The following is a 21,795-nucleotide window of genomic DNA, read 5'->3' as shown; positions in this document are numbered from 1 at the left end:
GCGACCAGCTCGGATATCGTGCGGGGATGAGCCCGGTGAGAGTGGATCCTGCCCGGCAGCAACGCCTGACCAATGCCACCGGCGTGCTCCACGCGGCGTGGTCGCAGGAATCCTTCACCGCCAGCGACCTCATCGAGGCCACCGGGCTCACCCGCTCCACTGTGCTCGGCCTATGCGCCGAGCTGCTCGACCTGGGGTGGATCCACGAGCTCACCGATACCCGCGTGGCCGGGCAATACAGCAAGGGCCGGCCGGCCCGCCGGTACGCCTTCCACCCCCACGCCGGGCACGTCATCGGCGTCGACGCCGGGCAGCACCGGATCACCGCCTCGGTGGCCGACCTGAACGGCTCGATCCTGGCCACCGCCGAGGACGTCGACGCCGAAAGCGACGTCGCCCCCCAGCACCGCCGCGAACGGGTGATGGAGACGATCCAGGCGGCACTGGCCGCGAGCGCCGAGCCCGCCGCGCCGGTCCTGGCCCTGGTGATCGGGGTGCCCGCCCCGGTCGACGACGCCGGGCTCTCCCCGGAGGGCGCCCGGGGTTACTGGGCACGGATGAACCCCGGCCTGGCCGGCGCCGGGGCGGAGCTCGCCCAGCGCGTGCTGGTGGAGAACGACGCCAACCTCGCAGCGGTCGCCGAGGGCGCCATCGGCGCCGGGCGCGGCCTGCGGTGCTTCGCGGCGCTGCTCTCCGGTGAGCGCTTCGGCACCGGGCTCATCGCGGACGGCGAGCTGATCCGCGGCCACGCCGGCGGCGCGGGTGAGATGCGGCTGCTCGACCTGGTCGAGGGGGTCGGCAGCACCAACGGGCTCGGCCACCTGGCCCGGGAACTGGTGGGCGAGGCCATCGCGGCCGGCACCGTGCCCGCGAGCTCGACGCTGCCTGGTCGCCTCGCGGCCGGCGAATCCCCTCCCGATGCGGTGGCGGTCTTCGCCGCCGCGCGCGCAGGCGACGAGTTCGCCTCCAGCCTCGTGGACCAGCTCGCCGACCGGCTCGCGCGGGTGTGCGCGGTGCTGGCGGCGCTTTTCGACCCCGAGCGCATCGTGGTCAGCGGCGCCATCGCCACCTCGCTGGGCCACCTGGTGGAGGTGGCCACCGAGCGCCTGACCGACTACGCCCAGCACCCGGTGCCGTCGATCGTGGCCTCCACGCTCGGCGCCGACGTCGTCCAGGCCGGGGCGCTGCACCGCGCCCTGGGCGTCGTGCGGGCCGATCCCCTCGCCTTCGACGTCGCCCGGTAGGCGCGGGGAGATAGATTCGTGCGCATGACTCAGAACTCCTCCCAGCGCCCCGTCGCCGTCGTCACCGGAGCCTCCAGCGGCATCGGAGCCGCCACCGCCCGCGCCCTGGCCGCCGCCGGATACGAGGTGGTGGTCGGTGCGCGGCGCGTCGAGCGCATCACCGCCCTGGCCGAGGAGATCGGTGGGCGCGGCTATGCCCTGGACGTGGCCGACGCCGAGTCCGTGGCCGCTTTCGTGGCGCAGATCGACCGCTGCGACGTGCTGGTCAACAACGCCGGTGGTGCGCTCGGCGCGCACTCGGTGGCCGAGGCCGACCTCGAGGCCTGGCGCAGCATGTACGAGGTCAACGTGCTGGGCCTGGTCGCCATGACCAAGGCGCTGCTGCCCGCGCTGCTCGACTCCGGGCTCGGGCACGTCATCAACATCGGTTCCGTGGCCGGCCGGGAGGTCTACGAGGGCGGTGGCGGTTACAACGCGGCCAAGCACGCCGTCTCCGCGCTCACCCGGGTCATGCGCCTGGAGCTGCTGGGCCAACCGGTGCGGATCACCCAGCTCGACCCGGGCATGGTCGAGACCGAGTTCGCCCTCACCCGCTTCGGGGGCGACGAGGAGAAGGCCGCCGCCGTCTACGAGGGCATGGAGCCCATGCAGGCCGCGGACATCGCCGAGGCTGTGGTGTGGGTGGTCTCCCGACCGCGCCGCGTCAATGTCGACTCGATGCTGATCATGGCCACCGACCAGTCCACCGCCAAGACGGTCCACCGGAGGTAGCAGGGCACCCCCCGCATAGGTCGGCGCTGGCCTCGCTCAGAAGTCGACGGCGATCTTGACCGCGCCGCGCCCGCCCTCACGTGCCATCTGCAGCGCCTCGGCGATCTCCTCCAGTGCCATGACCGGCCCCAAGCAGTGGTCCACCACGATGCGGCCGGCATGGATGTCGGCCACGGCGTCACGGAAGGCCACCAGGCCCGGTTCGGATTGCGCGCCGACCACCCACTGCAGGCGCAGCGCCTTGCGGAAAGCCTCGCGCATGGGCACGGGCGCATCGCCGAGGACCTCCGGGTAGCCGAAAAGCCCGACCGTGCCCCGGCGGGCACAGGCAAGGATCGCCTCGGCCCGGGTGGCGTCGTAGCCCGCAGCTTCCACCACGATCTCCGCCCCCGCGCCGTCGGTCGCCTCCAACACCGCCCCCACGAAGGATTCCTGGGGCACCTGGACGACCTGCGCCCCGAGGTTCCGCGCCACCGCGGCTCGCGCCGGTTCCTTCTCGGACACGATCACCTGCTCGAAACCGGCCCGCTGCGCCAGTTGCAGGAAGAACAGGCCTGCGGATCCGGCGCCGATGATGGCTGCCGTGGACCCGGGCGCCACCTCCCGGCCTTCCGGCCAGAAGGATCGCCAGGCGTAAAGCACGGTGCCGTACTGCTGCGCCATGAGCAGACGCTCGGGATCGCCGTCGGCGGGCAGCGGCACCACGAAATCCTCGCTGAGGAGCTGAAGCTCGGCGAAGCATGAGCCGGCCGTACCCGTGGGCACGGTCAGAACCAGCTGCCCCTCGGTGAACTTCTCGGACGTCGATTGCACGACGACGCCAACGCCTTCGTGGCCCGGATAGCCGGGCATGCCCAGGCGTGCCTCCACGTGGAAGCCGTCGAAGATCGCGTGGATATCCGAGCCGCAGATGGAGGCGCGATGCATCCGCATGACCACTTCTCCGGGCTCGGTGGCGACTGGATCGGGGAAGTCGCGGACCTCCACGAGGCCGGGTGAGATGAGGGTGGCGGCGCGCATGGGCTCCTCCAGGGGTCGGGATCCGCGTGCGGATCAGGCCAGGAGCGGCCAGGGCGTGGGGAAGGTCGGCACCGGCAGGTGAATGAGGCGCGGCTCCCGGGCGGCGATCCCCGCCGCGACCTGCTCCCCGAGCTCCTCGGGCGATGCGGCCCGGCTGGCCGCGATCCCGAAGGCCCCAGCCAGCGCCACGAAGTCGGGGTTACGCAGCTGCGAGCCGTATGCCCGACCCTCGAACTGCGCTTTCTGGTCCCGCTGCACGTTGCCGTAGGCGCCGTCGTCGGCCACGATCGCCACCACGGGAATGTCGTACTGCCGTGCGGTGGCGAGTTCGGCGAGGGTCCAGCCGAAACCGCCGTCGCCGTTGACTGAGACGACGGCGCGACCGGGTTGCCCCACCGCAGCTCCGAGTGCCGTGGCGTACCCGTAGCCGAGCGTGCCCTGGTAGCCGGGGGTGATGGTCCCCGAGCCGGTGAAGAAGTCGAAGCCGAGCTGAGCGGCGTAGGAAAGCTGGGTGTACTCCCCCACCACCACCGCGTCACGCGGGATGGCCTGCTGCAGCGCGCGCAGGTACTCCAGTTGTGGGGCGATTCCTGCTTCGATGCGGGACTGCGCCTCGGCCCGCCAGGTGGCGCAGCGTTGGACCAGCTCCTCGTGCGCACCGTCCTGCGGCCAGGACGGAGCCGCCGGTGCCGAGAAGCTCTCCAGCAGTGCCTCGGCGGCCACGGTGGCATCGGCCTTGATGGCCAGATCCGGCACTCGCGGCTCCCGGAAGGCGGCGGTCTCGGTATTGATGAGGGCCACGCGAGCCCCGTGCTCCGCTCCGCTGCCGCCGAAGGGGCCACTGCGGCCGATGAAACGGGTGCCGATCCCGATGAGTAGATCCGCCTGAGCGATCGCCATCTTGCCGGCCAGGGTGCCCAGCGCCAGCGGATGGTCAGCGGGCACTGAGCCCAGTCCATTGGCGGTGAGCGCGATGGGGGCGCCAATGCGGGTCGCGAGCCCGGCGATCGCTTCTCCGGCTCGCCCGTTGCGGCAGCCGCCACCGACGACGAGCACGGGGCGCTGCGCGGCGTCGATTTCGCTGCGCAGGGCCGCGAGTTCGCCCGGCAGGGGCGCTGGAGTGCGGCGCTCCGGCTGGTCGAGGACCGGCACGAGGCACACCTCCGCCTCCTGGGCCAGGATATCCGGCGGGATCTCCAGGGCCACCGGGCGCGGAGTCCCGGTGCTGAGCTGGACCATGGCCTCACGCACCAGGGCAGGGATCTCCTCGGCCGCGCGAGCAATGGCGTGCCACTTGGTCACGGTCTTGAGGGTGTCGCTCTGCCTATTGATCTCGTGCAGGGCGCCGTTGTCTCGCCCGATGGCGCTGGTGGCCAGCTGCCCGCAGATGGCCAGCACCGGGGAGCTGCAGGCATAGGCGGTGGACAGCGCCGCGAGAATGTTCAGCACGCCGGGCCCGGGCACCACCAGACACACCCCGGGCTTGCCCGAGGCGCGGGCGTAGCCGTCGGCCATATAGGCAGTGGCCTGCTCGTGGCGAGTGGTGATGAAGTCGATGCCGGGGGCGTGCGTGCCCAGACCATCGACGGCGTGGTAAATCTGCAGGCCTGGTATGCCGAAGACGGTGTCCACGCACTCGAGGGCGAGCTGGGCGGCGAGGGCCTGTCCGCCGGTCATGGTGCTGCGGGCGCTCATGCGCCGACCTTGCGCAGCGCGCCGGCGATAATGTCCAGCCCGGTGGCCAGCCCTTCGTCCGAGAGCGTCAGCGGTGGCAACAGGCGCAGCACGTTGCCGTAAGTGCCGCAGGTGAGCGCGATGAGCCCTTCGGCCCGGCAGGCCTCGAGCGCGGCCTTGGCGAGTTCGGGTGCCGGTTCCAGCGAGTTCTGGGCCTCGGGGCGCACGAACTCCACGGCCTGCATCGCGCCGCGGCCGCGCACCTCGGCCACGTGTGGCAGCTCCTGGGCCAGTGGGGCGAGCACCCGGGTGAACTCGGCGCCGATCGCAGCGGCGCGCTGCTCCAGGTTCTCGGCCCGCATGGCCTCGATGGTGGCAAGCGCCGCGGCGCAGGAAAGCGGGTTCCCGGCGAAGGTGCCGCCCAGACCGCCGGGGTGGACGGCGTCCATCAGCTCTGCGCGGCCAGTCACTGCGGCGAGCGGCATGCCAGAGGCGATGCCCTTGGCGGTGGTGATCAGGTCGGGCACCACGCCCTCGTGCTCGGAGGCGAACCAGGCACCAGTGCGGCAGAAGCCGGTCTGGATCTCGTCGGCCACCAGCACCGCGCCGGCCTCGTCGGCCAGGGCCCGCAGTCCGGCCAGATAGCCCGGCGCCGGCACGATGAAGCCACCCTCGCCCACGATCGGCTCGACCACGATCGCGGCCACGTTCTCGGCGCCGACCTGCGTCATCACCACGTCGCGGGCAGCCTGGAGCGCCTGATCGGCCGCCACCTCGGGCCCGCCGGGCCAGCGCAGCGGGTAGGCCATGGGAATGCGGTACACCTCGGGCGCGAAGGGCCCGAAGCTCTTCTTGTACGGCAGGTTCTTAGCCGTCATGGTCATGGTGAGGTTGGTGCGCCCGTGGAAGGCGTGGTCGGCCACCACCACGGCGTGCCGTCCGGTGGCGGCGCGCGCGATCTTGACCGCGTTCTCCACCGCCTCGGCGCCGGTGGAGAAGATCGCTGACTTCTTGGCGTGATCGCCCGGGGTGAGCTCGTTCAGCGCCTCGGCCACCGCGATATAGCTCTCGTAAGGGCTGAGCAGGAAGCAGGTGTGCAGCAGCTTCTGCGCCTGCGCGGTGATCGCCTCGGTCACCTCGGGGCGACCGTGCCCCAGGGAGGTCACGGCGATCCCGGAGCCGAAGTCCAGCCAGCGCTTGCCCTCGGTGTCCACCAAGTACTCAGCCTCGCCGTGGTCCATGTAGCGATCCATCACGGAGGCGAGACCAGTGGGCAGCGCGGTGCGGCGGCGCGCGTCGAGCTGCTCGGTGGTGGAGGCCGGGGCGATCGGTGTGGTGGTCATCAGTTCTCCGGGGTCAGGCGGCCGTCGATGCGGCGCGGAAGGTGCCAGGGGTTGCCGTCGTGCAGGGCCGGCGGCAGCACGGCGGGCGGCAGCGACTGGTAGGCCACGGGCCGCACGAAACGCCGCAGGGCGGCGGCGCCCACGGAACTCGCGGTGGGCACGGTGGTGGCGGGGAAGGGCCCGCCGTGGTGCTGGGCCCACCCGGTACTCACCCCGGAGGTCCAGGCATTCAGGCTGAGCCGGCCGACCATGGCCGACAGCGCCTTGACCAGGTCCGGCAGCACGGGCGAGTCCTCGGCCGCGAAGATCGAGGCGGTCAGCGCGCCCTGCAGGCCGGCGATGACATCGATGACGTCTTCGATGTCCTCGTACTCGCAGATCAGGCCCACCGGGCCGAAGCACTCGGCGAGCAGGCGGGAGCCGGGCTGGAGCTGCGCCAGGGAGACGGTCATCAGCGCCGGGTCCACCGACCAGCCCTGGCCCGGGCCGCTCACGCGGGCCAGCGGCTGTGCACCGGCCTGCTCCAGCTCGGTCAGGCCCGCGCGGTAGGACTGCGCGATCTGCTCGGTCAGCGCCCAGCCCTGGTGGTGCTGGGCCTGCAGCTCGGCGGCGGCCTCCTCGGCGAAGGCCGAGCCGCGCGGGGCGAAGACCAGCCCGGGCTTGGTGCAGACCTGCCCGGTGCCGAAGGCCAGTGCCCGGATCCACTGCTGGGCGAGCTCGGCCATCGAGGACGCGGAGTCGGTGAGCACCACGGGGTTGATGGTGCCCATCTCGGCGAAGACCGGGATGGGGATCTCGCGGCGCTGGGCCGCGGCCTGCAGCGCTAGGCCGCCACGCTCGGAGCCGGTGAAGCCGACGGCGGTGATCGCTGGGTGCTCGACCACGGCCACGCCGGCGTCGAAGCCGTAGACCATGGCGAAAGCGCCCTCAGGGGCACCGGCCTCGGCGAGTGCCTCGGTGACCAGCTCCTCCAGCGCGGCGCTCAGCCGCGGGTGCGCGGGATGGGCCTTGACCACGATCGGTGCGCCGGCAGCGAAGGCCGAGGCGGCGTCGTGCCCGAGGGCGCCGTAGGCGAAGGGAAAGTTGCTGGCGCCGAAGACCGCCACCGGACCCGCCGCCTCGCTGACTCGGCGGATCTCCGGTGCGGTTTCGGTAGCGTGCTCGATGACGACGTCGAGGTAGGAGCCCTCCTCGGCGACGGTGGCATAGAAGTCCCACTGCGCTTCGGAACGCCCGGCCTCGCCACGCATCCGCTCCTCGCCCAGCCCTGTCTCCTCGTGGGCGATCTCGCCCAGGCGCTCGGCCTGCGCGCTGATGGCGCTGCCGACGGCGCGCATCCAGTTGGCGCGCAAGGCCGGAGCAGCCCCGCGCATGGCGGACGTGGCCAGCGCGGCACGGGCCACCTTGGCCTCGACCTCGCTGAGCGGTGTGGCGGGGACGTCACCGAGGTGCTCTCCCGTCTGCGGGGAATAGCTGGGCGTGGATGCAGAGTCGTAGATCATGGCGCTCCCCTGGTCGAAGGGCCGAGCGACCGCGCGTACGGCGGACGGCAAGGCCCGTGGTGGCCTTTCCTTTCCATGCTAGAAGGGAGCGCGACCCGAACCACTGGTCACTTCATCCCAAGCGGGAACCGTCTTGTACATTCCAACCCATTAGCTCATGATGAGGCATGGCCATCCCCACGCTCGCCGTCCTCGTCGGCAAGCTCGGCGGAGGGATGGTGCCGGTCTATCCCGCGCGTGGCGACCTGCCGAACGCTCCGATCACCGGCGTGCACGTCAGCGAGCTACCCGACCCCACCCCGTTCGTGGACGCGGGCGAACTGCTGTTGACTACCGGCCTGACACTCGGCGCATCACCCGGGGAATGCGAGGTCTACGTCGAGCGCCTGACCCGAGCTGGCGTCGCTGCGCTGGGATTCGGTATCGGACCGGTGCACGGCTCGATCCCGCCGGCCTTGATCGAAGCCTGCACTGCCACGGGGCCAGCCCTGCTCGAGGTCCCCGAGCCCATGCCGTTTCAGGAGATCTCCCGCGCCTACTGGCACGAGGTTGGCCGCGCCGACCAGCGGGCGCTCGCCGAAGCGCTGACCGTACAGGGCCAGCTGGTACGGGCGGCCGCCTCCGACCAGCCCCGGGATTCACTGCTCCGCAATCTCGCCCGCGGCGTCGGCGGATGGGCTGCACACCATGGTCCGGACGACACGATTCGCGCGGTCTGGCCGGAGTCCGCTCGCGAGCGCGCGGAAGAGGCCCGGCTCGGCGCCCGAAGAGTGATGTCCGGGCGGCACTCCGCGGCCGCCTTGCACGTCGCCGAGGACGCCGTCATGGTCCAGAGCGTGCCGAGCGGCGCACGCTCGGCAGGCCTGCTCTCGGCAGGCTCCACGTCGCCATTCACCGCGGCGCAACGCACACTGTTCTCCACGACCTCGGTTCTCTTGGGCCTGCTGGCGGTGCGAGCCCGGACCGGGCGGGAGCGGGGCCGCGCCCGCTCGGAGGTGCTCGCGCGACTGGTGGAAGCCGGCGAGACGCCTGCCGCGCTGCGGATGGCCGCCGAGTGGGGTTTCCGCCTGAACCGAGGCCCAATGCGGGTTCTGGCGGTGACCGGCGCCCCACCCGAGGATGTCCTGGAGTTGGTCGAGCGCGCCCTCGGTGACGAGACACCCGCCGGGCGTCTGATCGGGCATGCCACGGAAGCAGGCGCGTGGTTCCTGCTTCCCGACCTCGAGATCGAGGAAGGGCTCGCTGAGCTGTCCACGGCTGTGCGCTCGGCTGAGGGCGAATACCGGGCACTGGCGGGCCGTCCGGTTGAGGCGGCCCGCCTCCCTCAGGCCATTCAGGGCCTCTTGCATGACGCCACACAGCTACCCGCCGGCACGGTCCGTGCGGCGGATGCCACGCCAGCGCCGATTCTTCCTGCCCGCACCGACGCCGAGGCGTGGCTGGCACCGGTCCGTGGACACCCGGAACTCATCGATGCCCTCGCGCAGTACTTGCGACATCGGGGCCGATGGGAGGCCGCGGCCCAGGCCCTGGGGCTCCACCGCAACTCCCTCCGGCATCGGATCAACCGCGCCGCACGCCTGCTGGAGGCCGACCTGGAGGATCCCGATGTCGGCGCCCGCCTCTGGTTGAGCCTGCGGTCGCTCGGGTTGGCTTAGTGCCTCTCGATCAATCGGGCCTGCTGCGCCGATGGGTGATTGTGGGTAGTCACACCGCCAGGTCGGTCGGCGTGGTCATGATGGCCTGGAGTCCCGCCGCCCCCACCCGCTCTGTCGGTGGATCGAGGACTAATAGCCGAGGGTCGGCTCCTTCATCGTCCCGACCAGAGGTTCGCCCTTCAAGTAGTAGTCGAGGTTCTCGCAGAAATCGGCGCAAAGTCGATCTGTGTTTCCATCACTGCGGAACGAGGTGTGGGGGGTGATCACCGCGTTCTTGGTCGACCACAGCGGACTGTCGGCTGGGAGAGGCTCGGTGACGAAGGCATCAAGCACCGCGCCGGCAATCTGCTCGGACTCCAGCGCCTCGATGAGCGCATCGTCGTCCAACAGCGCCCCACGTCCGACGTTGACGATCACGGCGGACGACTTCATCCGGGCGAACTGCTCCGCGCCGAACATGTGCCGGGTCTCGGTGGTCAGCGGCATGGCCAGAACCACGTAGTCGCAGCGCGGCAAAACCCCTGCGACCTCTGCACTGGTGACGACCTCCTCGAAGCCCTCCACCGCCACGCCGGAGCGACTCACGCCCACGACCTGCGCGCCCAGGCTGCGCGAGCGCCACGCGACCTCACGCCCGATCGCACCGGTACCGAAGACCCCCACCGTCGAGCCGGCAAAGTCCCGGGCGGTCGTGCGTACCCATTCGTGATCCTCCTGCGCACGCAGCAGCGTGGGCAAGTGCCGCGCCATGGAGAGCATCATTCCCATCACGTACTCCGCGATCGGCACGTTGTAGGAGTTCGCGGATCGGGTGACCTGCATCCCCTCGGCGATCCGCTTGCGCAGAATCGGCCCACCCATCCAGTCGAATCCGGCCGCCGAGATCTGCACGAACGCCAGGTCGGGCGCACCGAGCAGGATCTCGTCGAACAGCTCCGCACTCATCGCGGACCGGAACATCACGTGGGCATCCCGGTACTCCGAGCGCATCTCACCACCCTCCATGGGAACGGTGAGGAAGCGGACCTGCGGATAGCGATCAGCGAGGTAGGGCATGCGCTCCGCGAGATTCTCGCTGACCAGCACGGTGAACGGCTGCACGGGCTCAGCCTCGGCCTGAGTCACGAGGCGTCATTCTCCTGATGGGCCGCGGCGGCCGCTGCATTCTTCTTGCGCTTCGAGTAGGGCAGACCGCCCTTGGCCCACACGTCATAGGACACTTCGTAGAGAATGACGTGGGTGTTCTCCCGGGGCGATCCGAAGTCCACCATCACATCGGTGAGCTTGGCGATGATCTCCTCGCGCTCGGACTGCGGGCGTGCGCCCATTTCCACTCGAATGATAGCCATGTGATTGTGCCTTTCTGTGTGCAGATTCTCAGTTGTTGTGCAATGGACTGTTCGCGAGCTCACCGAGGCCGGCCCGTTCGGATTCGACCGCGATGTAGGCAAAAGCTCCCGATGCGCCCGTATCGAGGACGCCTTGGAACGTCTCCTTGGCCTTTTCGACATCCCCGTTGTAGAGGTACCAGTTGCCCAGTCCGTAACCGACGGTGGCGATCAGCAGGGTGTTGTCCGAGATGGTGGCGGCCAGCTGCTCCGGGGTGATCTTCCCGGTGTAGAGCTCCATCCGGTCGTGGTATCCGACGCCCTGGGGGTCGTACTCCTCGACCAGTGTCACGAATTCTGGCAGTACCTGCTCTGCCTCCTCGGTACGCCCGAGACGGCGCAAGGCCATGTACTTCCAGTCCAGGCTGGCGACCTTGCCCTCGTAGTGATGCGCCGTCCGGTAGGCGTTACTGAAGGCCTCAACGGCCTCGGTCAGCCGGCCGCTGACATAGAGCGCCACTGCGAGGTGGTACCACACCGCGGTATGCAGGGTGGTCATGTACTTCTCCGCTTCGGGCGTGCCCGCCAGCGAGGAGATCGTGGGGTGGTGATCGTTGACGTCGTCATCCCCGACTACGAGCTTGATCGCGTCGGGCTGGACATCCTTTTGGTAGAGCTCGTATTCATCCTCGGAGCCAGGCAGGAGAGCGGCCGCAGCCTGCAGGTCGCTGATCGCGCCGTCAAAGTCTCTCGTGGTGATCCGGCGGTGGCCCCGGAATCGGAGCAGGCGAATGTTCTCCGGATCGTTCTCGAGCGCCTTGGTCAGGAGCGCGACTGCCTTCTCGGGCTCGTTCAGGTATCCGAGAAGCCGCGCGGCGATGATGTAGCGGTCGTTCGTCTTCGGTGCGGGCATGACTGTGCCTTTCTGACGGAGTGCGAATGGGTATGGCGGTCTATTGCGGCCGCCGCGTCACCCAGTGGTCACGCGGTGTGTGCGCCGGATCGGGCGATCCGATGGGCGTACTGAGGGAACTCGTAGAAGGAGTCCACCTCGAAGTCCTCGAAGCCACTGAGGTCCCGGCGTGCGGCGAAGAGGTACTGCGGGTTGGCCAGGGGCGCCATGATCGAGTCCTCGACGGTGATCCTCGAGATCCGGCGGTACAACTCCACGGCCGTGGGGCGGTCCGGTGCATTGACGGCCTCATCGAGGAGCCTGTCGAGTTCCGGATTGGAGTACCCGTCGCGGTTGTATGCGCCGTTCGTCGAGTACCGGATCGCGAGGTTCTCGTGAGGGTCCACTCCGCCACTCCAGCCCACGACGATGCCGTCGTAGCCGGAGTCGCGCAGCCCGGTGGCGTCCATGGCCTGGTACTGCCGCCACGTGATGGGTGTGAGGCTGACCGGGACGCCGGCGCGGGCGAACTGCGCGGCGATGACCTCGCTGGCCACCGCCCGGAAGGTCTCCGTGGCGAGGTAGGCGAAAGTGAGCTCAAGCGGAACCCCGTCGCGTTCCCAGATGCCGGCCTCATTCAGTTCGCAACCGGCCTCGAGCAGCTGCTGCCGGGCGAGTTCCGGTCCTGTGGCCGGCGGAGCAGGTGGGCTCGCCCACGAGCTGGGCGGGGTGGGGTAGTACTGCGGCAACCCGTAGCCGCCGAGTGCCGTGGACACCACCTCCTCCCGGTCGATCAGGGTGGACAGTGCCCGCCGAATCGAGGGGTCGCGGAGCAAGGGGTGGGTCAGACTGAAGGTCAGCGCCCGCCAGACCCGCGTGGCGATGGGATGCACCACCACGTCGGGCACCTCGGTCAGTGTGTCGACGTGCTGCGCTTTGATCTGCGCCAGGTCGATCTCTCCGGCAGCAAGTGCAGCGGCGCGATCACGGTCCTCGGCGATCTGCACCATCTCGATCCTCTTGAGCGCGGCGCTGCCGTGATGAAAGCGATCGTGACGTACAAACCGGCAGGCCTGATCAGATCGCTCCACGACGCGATACGGGCCGGAGCCGATGGGGTCGCGATCGAGCGCGCCCTGGCTGAGTTCATCGGAGGAGAACCGATGCGAGGGGACGATGCAGGTTTTCGAGAGAGTGTGGAGCAATGCCGGCATGCGGCGACTGAGCGTGACCACCACGTGCGGACCGTCGACCCGGACATCGGTGACCTCGGCGATGTGCTGCTTGACCTCACCGCGAAGGCGAGGATCACTGACGAGTCGCAACGACAGCGCCAGATCCTCCACTGTCACCGGCTCGCCGTCGTGCCAGGTCACCCCTTCGCGCACCCCGAAGGCCCAGTGCAGACCATCGGGAGCGGTCTCAAGGAGCACGGCCACGTCAGGTTCCAGGACGCCGTGCTCGTTCACGGCGAACGGCCGGGAGAACACCAGTGAGCTGGCTTCGTTCCACAGGCCGCAGAGCGGGTCGATTCTACTGATGGGCAGTGTCGCGCCGTAGCGCAACAGGTCCGGTGTCGGCGGGGTGGACTCATGCTGAGGCATGGGAGGTCGTTCCTCTGGGAGCCGTAGGGGCAAGCGGTCTGCGCTGAAGACGAGCGGGCTGGGCGCGGGCGCCCGGTGGATCGCCGGGCGCCCGCGCTCATGCAGGTCCGGTCAGTTCTCCATCCACAGGTGCTTGTAGATCGAGAAGCTCGGAGTGGGGTCGCCGCGGTAGCCCATCACGTTCTCCCACACCACGTCGTAGCTGGCGGTCAGAATCGTGAAGGCCGCCGGTCCGCGTTCGGCCAGCACGCGATCAGCCTGCTCGTACAGCTCTGCGCGTTCTTCTTGACTGGAGACGCCGCGAGCTTCCTCGATGAGGGAGTCAAACTCCTCATCGCTCCAGTTGGCATAGTTCAGACCACCATCAGTGGTGAAGGCCGCCGTGAAACGTTCGTCCGGGTCAGCCCGCAGGCCGAAGCCGCTCTGGTACATGTCGAAGTCACCCGAGGCTGTGATCTCGCGCGATACTGCGGCATCTACCGGGTTCAACGTGATGTCGATGCCGATCTCGGCCAGCTGAGCTTGCTCGACCTCGGCCTGCCGGACCTGGAAGGCCGAACTACCGATCACAGTCAACTCGGCTTCGAAGCCGTCCTCGTACCCGGCTTCGGCCATGAGCTCCCGAGCACGGTCGATGTCCGGCTCCCCGTAGACCGGTTCCGTGATCGCACCCCAACGGTCCGGCGGAAGGTAGCCGCCGTTGAGCGGCATTCCCAGGCCCTGGTTGGCGACATCGAGCAGTTCTTGACGATCGAGGGCCAGGAAGATCGCCTGTCGTACCCGCTCGTCATCGAAGGGCTCACGCGACGCGTTGAGCAGTAGGTGAAGCGACAGGGAACCAGAGCCTCCATACCACTTGAGGTTCTCGTCCTCCATCAGGCTGTCGATGAACTCCGGCGCTGGGGAGAACAGCAGATCCACACTGTTGCTCCGGATCGCAGCAGCCCGAGCATTGTCGTCCGGGTTGAAGGTGAAGTCGATCCCGTCGAGGTAGGGAAGCTCCGGGTGCCAGTAGTCCTCATGCGCAGTCAGAAGGAGATTGCGGCCCACGTTGTGCTCCTCGTACATGAACGGGCCGGTGCCCCCGCCCGGAGGCGCGTCCAGGCCGGTCGACTCCACGACCTCGCGGTCAACCACCGAAGAGGACAATGCTGACAGGAGGAACAGCAGCGGAGAGTGTGGCCTCTCGAGCACGATGTCGACCGTGTGCTCATCGACCGCCTCGACCGCAGAGATCGAGGCGTAGCTGCTCGAGTTCGGAGCCAGCGTCTCTGGATCCATGACCCGCTCCAGCGAATAGACGACGTCCTCGGCCGTGAAGTCACGGCCGCTGTGGAAGACCACGTCGTCACGAAGGTTGAAGGTGTACGTCAGGAGATCGTCCGAGATCTCCCACGATTCGGCCAGCAGAGGCTGCACCTCGCCACGCACGTTCTCGACCAGCCCTTCATAGACCAGTGCGCCGGAGATGATGCCGGTGGTGTCGGTAGCCACGTGCGGATCGATCTGGTCGGCATCCAGCCGCGCCAAGAAGCGCAGGGTGCCGCCGTACTCGGGCTCTAGATCGTCGACGTCCGGATCTTCGAGGTACACGTCATCGACGGCCTCGTCGTCGGCCTCGTCGACAACCTCGTCGGCCGTGGTTTCGCCATTCTCGGGTTCGGTGGGCTCGCCCGCAGGCGGTGCACCGCCGGTCGAGCAAGCAGCGAGGACCGTGGCCAGAAGGCCGGATCCCAAGAGGGCAAAGCGGGTGTGACGTCGCGTCATGTCACCACTCCTTATCAGAATTGAATTGCCCAGACCGCCGAGAATTAGTCTCAGGACGTCGGCAGCAGAAGGCGCGCAGAAATATGTATCATTTCTGCATTGAATTGGTGAGGTCCAACAGCAAGAGCGTACGACCAATACGGGACCTTGCCAAGGCCCGTTGCCGCTTCGTTATGGCGAACTAACAAAACTACGAGATTCGCAGTTCTGATCTTCGAACTCGGCAGCCAAATATCCGAGAGTGGTGGGGTCGCCTAACTCAAGAACACGATCGAACGAACGCCGGGCTGCGGCCGTGAAACCGTGACTGAGGTACCAGTTACCTACGCCGTACCCGAGAGTGGCCAGGGCGAGCGAATCTTCAGTATCCCTGCGTAGGAGATCCTCCGGCTTGAGCTCTCCCCTGTACATCCTCAGTCGCTGGACATAGCAGCCCTTCAACGAATTCGGCACACAGGGGGAATCCAGTTGCTCAGGATCGTAGGACACGGCATCGAGATGACTCAGTAGCCAGACCGCTTCGTCGCCCATTCCTGCCCGTTGCCAGGACATGAACTGCCAGTCGAGCGCGGCGACGATCTGATGGTCGTCGAGAGCAGCGCTACGCGAGACCTCAAAGGCCTCACCAGCGCTCACGAAGTCGCGAACAAGGTACCGGGCAACGCCGAGGTGAAACCAGGTACTGGCGTGCAAGGTTCCCCGGGAGAGGTGCTTCGTCGCCGCCGCCGAAGCCTCGTCAACCACTGGATGTTGCGCTTCGATTCGCCCGAGGCGACCGAGAAGTATATTGATCACGTCGCGTTCGATGACCGTCCGATAGAACTCGATTTCGTCCGGCACGCCGGCCAGTCCGGCGGCGGCTTGATCGAGATCTTCGAGCGCTCCGCGCACGTCGCGTGCGATCAGTCGTTTGACTCCTCGCAATTGAAGGAGCCTGACATCTCCGGGCGTGTGATTCAACCCTTCGGTCAGGATTTGAACCGCTTCCCGGTTATGCCCTAGATAACCCTCAAGCCTCGCGGCAAGAAGGAACCGGTCCGCTTCGGTCAGTACGTTCGTCATGCCACTCCCTTGTGCGTCATGAGAGTCCAGTCGGATTCTGCGACCTGGCCGGGACGCCGGGCACGGGCCCCCACCGCCGATCAAGTTCGACCCACGTCGCATCAGTGAATTCGAACTTGAGTTCCAGAAGGCGTTCTCTGGGGAGGTTCAGGGCGGCGACCTGTTCGCGCACTCCGAACGAATAGATGATGATCTTTTCGCTGTCGACGACGTCACCGACCTGGCGAGGGTCGAGATCCTCCTGATCGCCCGAGGCCACCACCTCGACCGGGTTTCGGTCAATACCGCCGTGCGCGTCGATCAGCGCCATGATGGTTGGCACCGCCCGCTTCTCGGTGAACAGTACGTACGAGCGGTCGTCGCTCATAGCCGCGAGGTCTCGCCGTGAACCTACCGACAACTCAGCGCGCACACCGATGATCTCGGCGGCCACCCCGCAGGTGTCGAGTGTTCGCTCCACCTCCGGGACGCGCGGTGCGAAGGTCACCACGGTGTAGGCGGTCTTGAACTCGGCGAGCAAGGACTCGTCCCTGTGCTGCAGATCGGCCACCGAATACGGCACGAAGCGCACAGCACGCGCGGCATAGCGATCGTTGAGCTCTCGGGTGTAGCGGGCCGCATGCGCAGCGGTCACTCCCAGGAAGACGATGCGGACAGGACTGCTGTCGTGCAGTAACGCAGCGTTCAGCCGTTGCTGAACCTCGACCGGCTCGAAACCTAGGGCACGCCCCCTACTCACCAGTCGCCGCACCGCGGCGTCGAGGAGTCGCTCGCGCGCCATCGCATCGGCGCTGCGCCCACTGAGCGTCCGCACCACGGAGCCTCGCCCGCGAATCGATGCCGTCAGGCCCTCTTGCGATAGCTCCCGGTAGGCCTGCATCACGGTCCCCGGGTTGACGCCGAGATGTAACGCCAGTGATCGCACGGCGGGCAACTGGACACTGTCAGCCAGCTCGCCGGTCATGATCAACTGCTTGAGCTGGTGGGCGATTTGCAGGTACAGCGGCATCGCATCGCTGGGGGCGATCCGCAGGCGCAGATCACCCGCGCCGACGGTGACCTGCCCCGTACCCTGACCCCGACTGCGCTCGCTCACACGGACCACCGGCGCGAACCTGAGGTCACGGCAGGCAGGGCGCGGCTCGCGCGGGCGAATGGTGAAGCGCTGCCCATCCGGACGCTCCCTCCGTAGGAGTGTATCGGCGTATCGATTGACCGACACACTAACAGCCGACGAATGCACATGACAGACCTCTATGAAACAAACGTGTTACGAAGTCTCCGGGAAGTGGCAGGCGACTTCATGCCCGGGCTGGATCTGCACCAACGGAGGCTCGATCTCGCCACAGACCTCCTCAGCCTTCCAGCATCGCGTCCGAAATCTGCATCCGGAGGGAGGGCTGAGCGGACTGGGAATGTCCCCCCGCAGGATGATCCGTTCGCGCTCCACCTCGGCAACCGGATCAGGAATCGGCACTGCCGAGAGCAAGGAATGCGTGTACGGGTGGGCCGGATTGACGTACAGGTCGTCACGATCGGCCAGTTCCACGATCTTGCCCAGGTACATGACCGCGATGCGGTCCGAGAGGTGACGGACCACGGCCAGATCGTGGGCGATGAAGAGGAAGGTGATGCCGAACTCGTCTTGCAGGGACTCCAGCAGGTTGATCGTCTGGGCCTGGACCGAGACATCGAGGGCCGACACCGGCTCATCAGCCACTACGAAGTCGGGGTTGACCGCGAGCGCCCGTGCGATTCCGGTGCGTTGCCGCTGCCCACCGGAGAACTCGTGCGGATAACGCTCCGCCCAGTCCGGGTTGAGACCAACCGTGCGGAGGATCTCCGCGATTCGATCGCGGCGATCGCGCGACGTACCAATCCGGTGGACCATCAGCGAGTCGGAGATCGTCTGCCCGATCGTCATCCTCGGATTGAGGGAGGCATAGGGATCCTGGAAGATCATCTGCATCCGGCGCCGCTTGGCGCGCATCTGGGCACCGGACAGGTCAGTCAGTTCCACGCCGTCGAAGCGCACCGATCCGCTAGCCGGGCGGTCCAACTGCAGCAGCCCCCTGCCCGTCGTCGACTTGCCGCTGCCGGACTCACCGACCATTCCGAGCGTTTCGCCGCGGCGGATACCGAAGCTGATGTCATCGACCGCAGTGAGTGTGCGACCGAAGAGCCCACCGCTGCCCCGCAGTCGGAACTGCACCTTGAGGTCCCGCGCCTCAACGAGATAGGAGGGCGCAGAGCTTTGATCTGCCCGGTCGGCGTTCATGGTCCCTACCGCCCCGTCACTCATGGCCCGCCATCCCCTCTGCCCCGACCCGCTGTGCCTCACGCCAGTCCACGTCACGCAACCAGCCGCCTTCGGGAACATCACTAGCCCCCCAGCAGCGCGCAAGATGGTCGGCACCATTCGCCGAGCCGACCGGCAGCAACTCCGGAATGCGCTCGCTGCAGATCTGCCGCGCGAACGGGCATCTTGGCTGATAGCGGCACCCCGGTGGCGGATCCGCCATGTCCGGCGGCGCACCAGTGATCGGGATGAGCTTCTCGGCACGCTCTTGATCCAGGCGCGGAATAGAAGCCAGAAGGCCCCAGGAGTAGGGCATCTTCGGCTGAGCGAAGAGATCCACCGTCGCAGCGGATTCGACGACCTGGCCGCCGTACATCACGTTCACCCGTTCAGACATGCCCGCCACGATCCCGAGGTCGTGGGTAATGAGGATGACTGCAGTGCCGAGCTCCTCGGTCAGCTTCCGCAGCAGCTCGAGGATCTGCGCCTGAATCGTCACATCGAGTGCAGTAGTGATCTCGTCGGCCACGATCAGCCGGGGGTCACAGGCCAGGGCGATCGCGATCATCACACGCTGTCGCATACCGCCGGAGAACTGATGCGGATAGGCGCTCAAGCGACTCTCCGGCTCGGAGATGCCCACGAGTTCGAGGAGCTCGACCGCACGGCGTCGCGCAGCCTTCCTGTTCATCCCCAGATGCAAGCGGAGCGACTCCGTGATCTGACGTCCGACCGTCAGAGACGGATTGAGCGAGGTCATCGGATCCTGGAAGATCATCGCCACACCGGTCCCGCGCAGCGCGCGGACCGCGCGTGGGCTCATCTTCAGCAGATCCTGGCCGGCAAAGACCACTTCACCACCGGCCACCCGAGCCACCGGCCCCTTGATCAGCCCCATGATCGACAAGGCGGTGACCGATTTGCCCGAGCCGGACTCCCCGACCACGGCCAAGGTCTGCCCGGCGTCGACCTCAAGGCTCACGTCATCGACAGCCCGCACGACGCTGGAGCGGTTCCGGAACTCGGTCCGCAGGTTCTTCACTTCGAGAAGCACGAGGCATCTCCATCCTGGCTGGTACGCAACGATCTTCGGAAGCATGCGTGTTTCGTAGTTTAACAGTCTTGCAGATGCGAGTCTCGTAGTCTAGCCTTCGACTCGTTAACGCTATTCGCATCTGCCTACGAGGATCGGAGGTGTCACGAGTGTCTGAACGGTCTAGAGAGATGGATCGGCGGATCATCACCGAACTCCAGCGGGATGCGCGCCAGAGCAACGTTGCGCTCGGGCGTACGGTCGGACTCTCCGAGGGAGCGGTGCGCCGACGGATCGACATCCTCGTCTCGACCGGCGAGCTGCGATTCTCGGTGGAAGCCGAACCGGAGCTCCTCGGCATGAACTCACAAGCATTGATCCGAATTCGCTGCGCACCGCACCTGATCGACGAGGTCATCGAGACGCTCTCGACCATGCCCGAGCTGCAACGCGTCTTCCACTGCACCGGGCAGTTCGACCTCACCGCCGTCGCACACTTCCCCTCCACTCAGGCGCTCCGCGAGTTCACCACCACTCGCCTCGGCGCCATCGCCGGTGTCGTGGAAATGCAGTCCGAAATCATCATGAACGTCATCGAACCGGCAAGGAACCTGCGCGGCTCCTCCGCTGATACCGCCGCCGAACCCCTCGGAGATTCCGCATGATCAAGGCGATCGGGCTGCGACTCCTAGCGGCCATCCCGGTACTGATCGGCATCTCGGTCATTTCGTTCATCATCGTCCGGCTGGTGCCGGGTGACGTCGTCGACACGATCCTGGGTGTCGAGTACGCCAACCCTGAGGTCGAAGCCGAGATGCGGCGCTACTTCGGGCTGGACAAATCCATGCCTGAGCAGTTCGTGGACTGGTTCGGTTCTCTGCTACAGGGAGACCTCGGCTTCTCCTACCGCACCGGCCGGCCTGTGCTGGAGGAGATCCTGACACGGTTCCCCGCCACCGCCGAGCTGGCGATCAGCGCGCTGGTGATCTCCGTGGTCATCGCGATCCCATTCGGCGTTCTCGCCGCAACTCGACGAAACGGCCCGCTCGATGCAGCCACTCGCTTCACCTCACTACTCGGTCTGTCCGTCCCGAACTTCTGGCTCGGGATCCTGATGATCTCGTTGTTCTCGGTACACCTGCGGTGGTTCCCCTCAGGTGGATCGATACCATTCGAGTTCAGCTGGAACTACTTCCAGTACCTGGTTCTCCCCGCCACTGCCCTGGGCACCAGCCTCGCGGCGGTGACAGTACGAATGACGCGTTCGTCGATGCTGGAGGTGCTTGGCCAGGACTACATCCGCACCGCCGACTCCAAGGGCCTGAGGCCGCTCTCAGTCATCGGTGTCCATGGGCTACGGAACGCCCTCATCCCCGTCGTGACCGTGGTCGGCATCCAGGCCGGGGCCTTGCTCGGCGGAACGGTCGTCATCGAGCAGGTCTTCTCCTGGCCGGGTCTGGGCACATTGGTGATCCAAGCGATCGGCAACCGGGATTACGCCGTGGTCCAAGGCACCGTGCTCTTCCTGGCCGCCTTCTTCGTCCTCGTCAGTCTCATCGTGGACATCCTCTACCTCTACCTGGATCCGAGGTTGCGTCATCGTGGTTAATCAGACCGAAGCCATCGCCCCGCCCCCACCCCTGACACGACGGGCTCGCACGAAGCGACTGTTCGGCCAGTTGAGGCTCCTCGACACCTTGCGTCGGGACAAGATCGGTGCGATCGGCGCCGTGCTCGTGGTCGTGATGACCTCCCTGGCTCTCTTCGCGCCGTGGGTGGCCCCATTCGATCCCTTGGCGATGTCCTCAGGCAACCGCCTGGTCTCCCCCAGTACCACCTTCCTCCTCGGATCGGATGAAGCGGGGCGTGACCTGCTGAGCCGAGCGCTGTACGGCGCGCGAACCTCCTTGGTCGTGAGCTTGACGGTTGTGATCATCGCGGGATTGGTCGGTGTGACTCTGGGGCTGATATCCGGCTACTTCCGGGGCATCATCGACGGCGTCACCATGCGATTCATGGACATCATCTTCGCCTTCCCCACGCTGCTCCTCGCACTGGCGGTGGTGGCAACGCTCGGCCCCGAGGTCCGGAACCTGGTCATCGCGCTGTCGATCGTGTTCGTCCCGAGCTTCGCGAGAGTCACGCGCGGGGCTGCCCTGGCCATCAGCGCCGAACCATACGTAGAGGCGGCGCGGTCCGTAGGCGTGGCAAACCACCGAGTCATCAGTCGCTACGTGCTCCCGAACGTGATGGCACCCATCGCCGTACAGTTCACGATCAGCCTTGCCAATGTCATTCTCGTCGAGGCATCGCTCGGCTACCTGGGCCTGGGTGTTCCCCCGCCGACCCCCTCCTGGGGGGCCATGCTCGCCTCGGGAAAGTCCTTCATCGAACTCTCCATGTGGCCGTCGGTAGTGCCCGGGCTGTTCATCATGGTGACCGTGCTCGGCTTCAATCTGCTGGGTGACTCGCTGCGGGATTCTCTGGACCCGAGGCTGCGCCTGCGCAACTGACCTGCCTGTCGAGCCACCGTTGCTGTCGCGTGGGGGGCGGAAGGTTCGTGACATCCGCGCGCTCAACTGCCCTGTGGCGCCGCCT

General features: G+C 67.2%; 19 protein-coding genes. 6 read left to right on the top strand and 13 right to left on the bottom strand.

From position 1 onward, the window contains the following. Positions 1–26: 26 nt before the first annotated feature. Both EDD31_RS08395 and EDD31_RS08390 read left to right on the top strand, forming a co-directional pair. Positions 27–1,244 carry an ROK family protein gene (locus EDD31_RS08395; protein WP_123303749.1) on the top strand — a complete coding sequence of 406 codons (1,218 nt, stop codon included), beginning with the start codon at positions 27–29 and terminating at the stop codon, positions 1,242–1,244. Positions 1,245–1,268: 24 nt separating this feature from the next. Beyond that, positions 1,269–2,015, top strand: a complete 747-nt coding sequence (locus EDD31_RS08390) for an SDR family NAD(P)-dependent oxidoreductase (RefSeq protein ID WP_123303748.1) — start codon at positions 1,269–1,271, stop codon at positions 2,013–2,015. A gap of 36 nt (positions 2,016–2,051) precedes the next feature. Here EDD31_RS08390 and EDD31_RS08385 read toward each other — a convergent pair whose 3' ends face one another. From EDD31_RS08385 to EDD31_RS08370, 4 genes are read right to left on the bottom strand one after another with little or no spacing between them, the layout of a single operon-like run. After that, a complete protein-coding gene (locus EDD31_RS08385) occupies positions 2,052–3,035 on the bottom strand; it encodes a zinc-binding dehydrogenase (protein WP_123303747.1) in 984 nt (327 codons plus the stop codon). A 33-nt stretch (positions 3,036–3,068) separates the two neighbouring features. Beyond that, positions 3,069–4,730, bottom strand: a complete 1,662-nt coding sequence (locus EDD31_RS08380; protein WP_123303746.1) for a thiamine pyrophosphate-binding protein — start codon at positions 4,728–4,730, stop codon at positions 3,069–3,071. Further along, a complete protein-coding gene (gene gabT / locus EDD31_RS08375) occupies positions 4,727–6,052 on the bottom strand; it encodes a 4-aminobutyrate--2-oxoglutarate transaminase (RefSeq protein ID WP_123303745.1) in 1,326 nt (441 codons plus the stop codon). Before gabT ends, EDD31_RS08380 begins: the two co-directional genes overlap by 4 nt. Then, the gene (locus EDD31_RS08370; RefSeq protein ID WP_123303744.1) at positions 6,052–7,554 is read right to left on the bottom strand and encodes an aldehyde dehydrogenase family protein; all 1,503 of its coding nucleotides are present in this window, start codon (positions 7,552–7,554) and stop codon (positions 6,052–6,054) included. The genes gabT and EDD31_RS08370 overlap by 1 nt, the downstream gene beginning before the upstream one ends. A 167-nt stretch (positions 7,555–7,721) precedes the next feature. On the opposite strand from EDD31_RS08370, the gene EDD31_RS08365 reads away from it, so the two are divergent. Beyond that, complete coding sequence (locus EDD31_RS08365; protein WP_123303743.1) at positions 7,722–9,212, top strand: helix-turn-helix domain-containing protein; 1,491 nt, start codon at positions 7,722–7,724, stop codon at positions 9,210–9,212. Between the two features lie 129 nt (positions 9,213–9,341). Here EDD31_RS08365 and EDD31_RS08360 read toward each other — a convergent pair whose 3' ends face one another. From EDD31_RS08360 to EDD31_RS08315, 9 genes are all read right to left on the bottom strand, one after another. Then, positions 9,342–10,337, bottom strand: coding sequence for a D-2-hydroxyacid dehydrogenase (locus tag EDD31_RS08360; protein WP_123303742.1), 996 nt, complete (start codon positions 10,335–10,337; stop codon positions 9,342–9,344). Beyond that, entirely contained in the window at positions 10,334–10,561 is a 228-nt protein-coding gene (locus EDD31_RS14770) for a tautomerase family protein (protein WP_170163247.1), read from the bottom strand. Before EDD31_RS14770 ends, EDD31_RS08360 begins: the two co-directional genes overlap by 4 nt. A 28-nt stretch (positions 10,562–10,589) precedes the next feature. Further along, a complete protein-coding gene (locus EDD31_RS08350; protein WP_123303740.1) occupies positions 10,590–11,453 on the bottom strand; it encodes a tetratricopeptide repeat protein in 864 nt (287 codons plus the stop codon). A gap of 68 nt (positions 11,454–11,521) precedes the next feature. Then, a complete protein-coding gene (locus tag EDD31_RS08345; RefSeq protein ID WP_123303739.1) occupies positions 11,522–13,036 on the bottom strand; it encodes an ABC transporter substrate-binding protein in 1,515 nt (504 codons plus the stop codon). Between the two features lie 111 nt (positions 13,037–13,147). Next, positions 13,148–14,803, bottom strand: coding sequence for an ABC transporter substrate-binding protein (locus EDD31_RS08340; protein ID WP_123303738.1), 1,656 nt, complete (start codon positions 14,801–14,803; stop codon positions 13,148–13,150). Between the two features lie 171 nt (positions 14,804–14,974). Next, positions 14,975–15,865, bottom strand: a complete 891-nt coding sequence (locus tag EDD31_RS14640; protein WP_148058909.1) for a tetratricopeptide repeat protein — start codon at positions 15,863–15,865, stop codon at positions 14,975–14,977. Positions 15,866–15,881: 16 nt separating this feature from the next. Continuing rightward, positions 15,882–16,961 (bottom strand): GntR family transcriptional regulator, encoded by a 1,080-nt coding sequence (locus tag EDD31_RS08325; RefSeq protein WP_170163246.1) that lies wholly within the window; start codon positions 16,959–16,961, stop codon positions 15,882–15,884. A 174-nt stretch (positions 16,962–17,135) separates the two neighbouring features. Then, positions 17,136–18,143, bottom strand: coding sequence for an oligopeptide/dipeptide ABC transporter ATP-binding protein (locus EDD31_RS08320; protein WP_123303734.1), 1,008 nt, complete (start codon positions 18,141–18,143; stop codon positions 17,136–17,138). A gap of 16 nt (positions 18,144–18,159) precedes the next feature. Then, positions 18,160–19,218, bottom strand: coding sequence for an ABC transporter ATP-binding protein (locus EDD31_RS08315; protein ID WP_245991071.1), 1,059 nt, complete (start codon positions 19,216–19,218; stop codon positions 18,160–18,162). Between the two features lie 149 nt (positions 19,219–19,367). Between EDD31_RS08315 and EDD31_RS08310 the strand changes: the two genes are divergently transcribed. From EDD31_RS08310 to EDD31_RS08300, 3 genes are read left to right on the top strand one after another with little or no spacing between them, the layout of a single operon-like run. Further along, positions 19,368–19,862, top strand: a complete 495-nt coding sequence (locus EDD31_RS08310) for an Lrp/AsnC family transcriptional regulator (RefSeq protein ID WP_148058907.1) — start codon at positions 19,368–19,370, stop codon at positions 19,860–19,862. Continuing rightward, positions 19,859–20,806 carry an ABC transporter permease gene (locus EDD31_RS08305; protein ID WP_123303731.1) on the top strand — a complete coding sequence of 316 codons (948 nt, stop codon included), beginning with the start codon at positions 19,859–19,861 and terminating at the stop codon, positions 20,804–20,806. The genes EDD31_RS08310 and EDD31_RS08305 overlap by 4 nt, the downstream gene beginning before the upstream one ends. Beyond that, complete coding sequence (locus EDD31_RS08300) at positions 20,799–21,710, top strand: ABC transporter permease (protein ID WP_211336089.1); 912 nt, start codon at positions 20,799–20,801, stop codon at positions 21,708–21,710. Before EDD31_RS08305 ends, EDD31_RS08300 begins: the two co-directional genes overlap by 8 nt. Positions 21,711–21,795: the final 85 nt, after the last annotated feature.

The sequence above is a fragment of the Bogoriella caseilytica genome (genome assembly GCF_003752405.1).
In the GTDB taxonomy this organism is placed as follows: Bacteria; Actinomycetota; Actinomycetes; order Actinomycetales; family Actinomycetaceae; genus Allobogoriella; species Allobogoriella caseilytica.
This window is presented reverse-complemented; position numbering and strand designations above follow the sequence as displayed.

Coding starts and splice junctions, on each gene's coding strand:
- EDD31_RS08395 (WP_123303749.1), top strand. CDS start 27: ATGAGCCCGGTGAGAGTGGATCCTGCCCGGCAGCAACGCCTGACCAAT.
- EDD31_RS08390 (WP_123303748.1), top strand. CDS start 1,269: ATGACTCAGAACTCCTCCCAGCGCCCCGTCGCCGTCGTCACCGGAGCC.
- EDD31_RS08385 (WP_123303747.1), bottom strand. CDS start 3,035: ATGCGCGCCGCCACCCTCATCTCACCCGGCCTCGTGGAGGTCCGCGAC.
- EDD31_RS08380 (WP_123303746.1), bottom strand. CDS start 4,730: ATGAGCGCCCGCAGCACCATGACCGGCGGACAGGCCCTCGCCGCCCAG.
- gabT (WP_123303745.1), bottom strand. CDS start 6,052: ATGACCACCACACCGATCGCCCCGGCCTCCACCACCGAGCAGCTCGAC.
- EDD31_RS08370 (WP_123303744.1), bottom strand. CDS start 7,554: ATGATCTACGACTCTGCATCCACGCCCAGCTATTCCCCGCAGACGGGA.
- EDD31_RS08365 (WP_123303743.1), top strand. CDS start 7,722: ATGGCCATCCCCACGCTCGCCGTCCTCGTCGGCAAGCTCGGCGGAGGG.
- EDD31_RS14770 (WP_170163247.1), bottom strand. CDS start 10,561: ATGGCTATCATTCGAGTGGAAATGGGCGCACGCCCGCAGTCCGAGCGC.
- EDD31_RS08350 (WP_123303740.1), bottom strand. CDS start 11,453: ATGCCCGCACCGAAGACGAACGACCGCTACATCATCGCCGCGCGGCTT.
- EDD31_RS08345 (WP_123303739.1), bottom strand. CDS start 13,036: ATGCCTCAGCATGAGTCCACCCCGCCGACACCGGACCTGTTGCGCTAC.
- EDD31_RS08340 (WP_123303738.1), bottom strand. CDS start 14,803: ATGACGCGACGTCACACCCGCTTTGCCCTCTTGGGATCCGGCCTTCTG.
- EDD31_RS14640 (WP_148058909.1), bottom strand. CDS start 15,865: ATGACGAACGTACTGACCGAAGCGGACCGGTTCCTTCTTGCCGCGAGG.
- EDD31_RS08320 (WP_123303734.1), bottom strand. CDS start 18,143: ATGAACGCCGACCGGGCAGATCAAAGCTCTGCGCCCTCCTATCTCGTT.
- EDD31_RS08305 (WP_123303731.1), top strand. CDS start 19,859: ATGATCAAGGCGATCGGGCTGCGACTCCTAGCGGCCATCCCGGTACTG.